Origin of the sequence: Mesorhizobium sp. M7A.F.Ca.CA.004.12.1.1 (genome assembly GCF_003997835.1) — a bacterium.
GTDB lineage: Bacteria > Pseudomonadota > Alphaproteobacteria > Rhizobiales > Rhizobiaceae > Mesorhizobium.
In genome coordinates this window covers 1-4,246 of record NZ_RZRK01000541.1, presented here as the reverse complement: position 1 = coordinate 4,246, position 4,246 = coordinate 1, and the positions used below count along the sequence as shown (strand labels likewise).

The 4,246-nt window shown below is 60.9% G+C and carries 5 protein-coding genes and 1 pseudogene; 5 read left to right on the top strand and 1 reads right to left on the bottom strand.

What is annotated here, in order from left to right; all coding sequences use genetic code 11:
- The 4 genes and pseudogenes from EN984_RS24600 to rplQ all read left to right on the top strand — a co-directional run.
- Positions 1-82 (top strand): annotated as a pseudogene (locus tag EN984_RS24600) (30S ribosomal protein S13); the annotation flags it as partial.
- A 161-nt stretch (positions 83-243) separates the two neighbouring features.
- Complete coding sequence (gene rpsK / locus EN984_RS24595) at positions 244-633, top strand: 30S ribosomal protein S11 (RefSeq protein ID WP_006205444.1); 390 nt, start codon at positions 244-246, stop codon at positions 631-633.
- Positions 634-735: 102 nt separating this feature from the next.
- Positions 736-1,746, top strand: coding sequence for a DNA-directed RNA polymerase subunit alpha (locus tag EN984_RS24590; protein WP_023812081.1), 1,011 nt, complete (start codon positions 736-738; stop codon positions 1,744-1,746).
- A gap of 104 nt (positions 1,747-1,850) precedes the next feature.
- Complete coding sequence (rplQ, locus tag EN984_RS24585) at positions 1,851-2,282, top strand: 50S ribosomal protein L17 (RefSeq protein ID WP_127384007.1); 432 nt, start codon at positions 1,851-1,853, stop codon at positions 2,280-2,282.
- 22 nt (positions 2,283-2,304) lie between these two features.
- On the opposite strand, the gene EN984_RS24580 is transcribed toward rplQ, so the two are convergent.
- Positions 2,305-3,009 carry a hypothetical protein gene (locus EN984_RS24580; RefSeq protein ID WP_127271593.1) on the bottom strand — a complete coding sequence of 235 codons (705 nt, stop codon included), beginning with the start codon at positions 3,007-3,009 and terminating at the stop codon, positions 2,305-2,307.
- Positions 3,010-3,092: 83 nt separating this feature from the next.
- On the opposite strand from EN984_RS24580, the gene EN984_RS24575 reads away from it, so the two are divergent.
- Positions 3,093-4,246, top strand: a 1,154-nt coding sequence (locus tag EN984_RS24575) for a trypsin-like peptidase domain-containing protein (RefSeq protein WP_127384006.1), incomplete at its 3' end; no start/stop codon positions are given.

Genomic DNA, 4,246 nt, shown 5'->3' with positions numbered 1-4,246 from the left:
GCCGGTCCGCGGCCAGCGCACGCATACCAATGCGCGCACCCGCAAGGGCCCGGCCAAGTCGATCGCCGGCAAGAAGAAGTAATTTTTTAGGGGAATAAGGGAGTAGGGGAGTAAGGCAGTAGGGAATGCCCGCCAGTCGGGTCGCACTTTTCCCTACTCCCTTACTGCCCTATTCCCCTACTTCCTTACGAAGGTGGAGCCGCTGGCATTACGGCGGTGTAGAGATCAACTGAAAGGACTATCATGGCCAAGGAAGCCGCTCGTGTTCGCCGTCGCGAACGCAAGAACATCTCGTCGGGCGTTGCCCACGTCAATTCGACCTTCAACAACACGATGATCACCATCACCGACGCGCAGGGCAATTCGATTGCCTGGTCGTCGGCCGGTGCCCAGGGCTTCAAGGGTTCGCGCAAGTCGACCCCGTTCGCTGCCCAGATGGCTGCCGAGGATGTTGCCAAGAAGGCCCAGGAACACGGCATGCGCATGCTCGAAGTCGAGGTCTGCGGACCCGGCTCCGGTCGTGAATCGGCATTGCGCGCCCTGCAGGCGGCCGGCTTCACCATCACCTCGATCCGTGATGTGACGCCGATCCCGCACAATGGCTGCCGCCCGCGCAAGAAGCGTCGCGTCTAAGCATTTACCGAACGCCGCGCGAGCGCCCTTGGGCGCTCCTCCGCGGCATTCCAGGTCGCCCGCCACGATTGGATGGTGGCGGGTCAACGGAAGGAAAGCATCATGATCCAGAAAAATTGGCAGGAACTGATCAAGCCGAACAAGATCGAGTTCTCGTCGAAGAAGAAGACGCTGACCACGCTGGTCGCCGAGCCTCTCGAGCGTGGCTTTGGCCTGACGCTGGGCAACGCGCTGCGCCGCGTGCTTCTGTCTTCGCTGCGCGGTGCGGCTGTTACCGCCGTGCAGATCGACGGCGTTCTGCATGAATTCTCGTCCATCGCCGGCGTGCGCGAGGACGTGACCGACATCGTCTTGAATATCAAGGAAATCGCCATCCGCATGGAAGGCGATGGTCCCAAGCGCATGGTCGTTCGCAAGCAGGGACCGGGTGCTGTTCTTGCCGGCGACATCCAGACGGTTGGCGACGTCGAGATCCTCAACCCCGACCACGTCATCTGCACGCTGGACGAAGGCGCTGAAATCCGCATGGAATTCACCGTCGACACCGGCAAGGGTTACGTGCCGGCCGACCGCAACCGCGCCGAAGACGCGCCGATCGGCTTGATCCCGGTCGACAGCCTTTATTCGCCGGTCAAGAAGGTCTCCTACAAGGTCGAGAACACCCGCGAGGGCCAGGTTCTCGACTATGACAAGCTGACCATGACGATCGACACCGACGGTTCGATCACCGGCGAGGACGCGGTGGCTTTCGCCGCCCGCATCCTGCAGGACCAGCTCGGCCTGTTCGTCAACTTCGACGAGCCGCAGAAGGAAGTCGCCGCCGAGGCCGTCACCGAGCTCGCCTTCAACCCGGCGCTGCTCAAGAAGGTCGACGAACTCGAGCTTTCGGTGCGTTCGGCCAACTGCCTGAAGAACGACAACATCGTCTATATCGGCGACCTGATCCAGAAGACCGAAGCCGAGATGCTGCGCACCCCGAACTTCGGCCGCAAGTCGCTGAACGAGATCAAGGAAGTCTTGGCGGCGATGGGCTTGCACCTCGGCATGGAAGTGCCGGACTGGCCGCCGGAAAACATCGAAGATCTCGCTAAGCGTTACGAAGACCAATATTGAGCATGAATTCCAAGGATGGGCGGCGTGGGCCGCTCGATCCGACGGTCATGCGGAAAACCATCAGAGGCCGCGGCCTCTTGAACAACTGAAGAAGGAAAAGAGCCATGCGCCACGGTTTCAAAGGCCGTCGCTTCGCCCGAAGCATTAGCCATCGCAAGTCGATGTTCGCCAACCTCGCCGTGTCGCTGCTCGAGCACGAGCAGATCGTCACGACCTTGCCGAAGGCGAAGGACCTGCGTCCGATCGTCGAGAAGCTGGTGACGCTCGGCAAGCGCGGCGACCTGCATGCCCGCCGCCAGGTCATTGCCCAGATCGGCCATGAAGGCGTCGTCAAGCGTCTGTTCGACACCATCGCGCCGCGCTACGCCAACCGCAATGGCGGCTATCTGCGCATCATGAAGGCGGGCTTCCGTCACGGTGACAACGCCGCCATGGCCGTCATCGAGTTCGTCGATCGCGACGTTTCGGCCAAAGGCGCCGGCGACCGCGCTCGCATCGAAGCCGAAAGCGCTGACGCGGACGCCGCAGCCGCATAAGGCTCGGTTTTCCCAAATGAGTTCAAAGGGGCCTGCGGGCCCCTTTTTTGTTTGCCGATGTTTGCTGTCCATCGGCCAGCGCCAGGTACTGGCTTCCGCTCAACAGCTTCCAATCGAATGCACCCGGTACCTCTTCAGTGTTCGGGTAAGGATATGAATAGATACTGTCGAGGACGGCTCGAGAATCGATTTTCGCCATCGCTTGCGACGGGGAGGAGGCCTTCAAATAGGTTTCGGCATCTTGGTTGCCGATGAAGTCGGCAGCCACATGAAAATGTATCTGAATCGGTCCGGCGCAGATGTTCATCCCGATGTCATGGCCGGATGCCGCGTAGAAAACCTTGGCCTGATCTGGAGTCCAAAGGCCGGCACCCAGGAACTCTGATGGCTTTGTCTTTCCGCTGAACCCGTCCAGGGAGAGTGCAAAGCGAGTGGTGAGAGCCTCCAAATCGCCTTTGAGGTAACTGGCCTGCTCAATTTGAAACCAGTTCATCTGGCGAGGCGGCGTGATATCAAAGGAAATTTCGAGCTTTCCGAACGTCCAGTAATCTGGATCGACATGCTCAGGCATGCCGAGCACTTCGATAATCTCGGCCATTGTCATGTCGGGGGAGATCGGCCCCAAGCTGCCGGTCTTCAAAAAGTCACGGAAAGACAGGAGTTGTTTTTTCATCAGGGCCACGAGGTTTTCGGTTTCAAGGTCAGCTGTAGCTGTTTTGCTGCCCAAATAGTCGGATTTCAGCGGCTTAGCCTTTCATTTTGCACAATCGTCGGGACAATGCCCCCGAACTTGCCTTGGAGGATTCGCGAATGCGCGCCAGAAGACTGCCCCTTGTTCTGCTTTTCGCCATCATGGCGTTTGCGGCCGCACCGGTGGTCAGGCAGGCATTGGCCGAGGAGACGAAGACCGATCCCGGCCTGTCCGATGTGCTGACCGACCTGCTGCATGGCGTGGAAGGCGAAAACGCCACGGCTGGTCCCGACAAGCGCGTACCCTTCGGCCGCGAGGAGGTGCAATTGTCGTTTGCGCCGCTGGTCAAGCAGACAGCCCCGGCCGTGGTCAACGTCTATGCCTCGCAGACGGCCAAGGTCACGTCGCCTTTCGACGGCGATCCGTTCTTCGAGGAATTCTTCGGTCGCTCGCAGCCGCGTGCACAGTCTTCGCTCGGCTCCGGCGTGCTGGTCGATCCGACCGGCGTCGTGGTCACCAATTACCACGTCATCAAGGATGCCGACCGGGTCAAGGTGGCGACCGCTGATGGGCGTGAGTTCGACAGCAAGGTGCTGCTCAAGGACGAGACACTCGACCTCGCCGTGCTCAAGATCACCTCGGACAAGCCGTTTCCGGTTATCGCCATCGGCGATTCCGACGCGCTTGAGGTCGGCGACCTGTTGCTGGCCATCGGCAACCCCTTCGGCGTCGGCCAGACCACCACCAGCGGCATCGTCTCGGCACTGGCCCGCAGCCATATCGGCGTCTCCGATTCCAGCTTCTTCATCCAGACCGACGCCGCCATCAATCCTGGCAATTCCGGCGGCGCGCTGATCAACATGGGCGGCCAGCTGGTCGGCATCAACACCGCCATCTACAGCCGCAGCGGCGGTTCGATCGGCATCGGCTTCGCCATTCCCTCGAATATGGTCCGCGCTTTTGCCGACGCGGCCAAGGCCGGGCTCGACTTCTTCGAACGGCCCTATATCGGCGCCGAGTTCGAATCGGTGACGCCGCAGATCGCCGAATCGCTCGGCATGGAGAAGCCGACCGGTGCGCTGGTCTCGTCGGTCGAGGCGACCGGTCCGGCCGGCAAGGCAGGACTCAAGCCCGGCGACGTGGTGCTGCAACTCAATGGCAAGCCGGTCGAGAGCATCGAAGCGCTGGACTACCGGATGGCGACGCTGTCGATCGGCACCACCGCCAATTTCGCGGTTTTGACCAAGGGCCAGCAGGCGGCGATGGATATTGC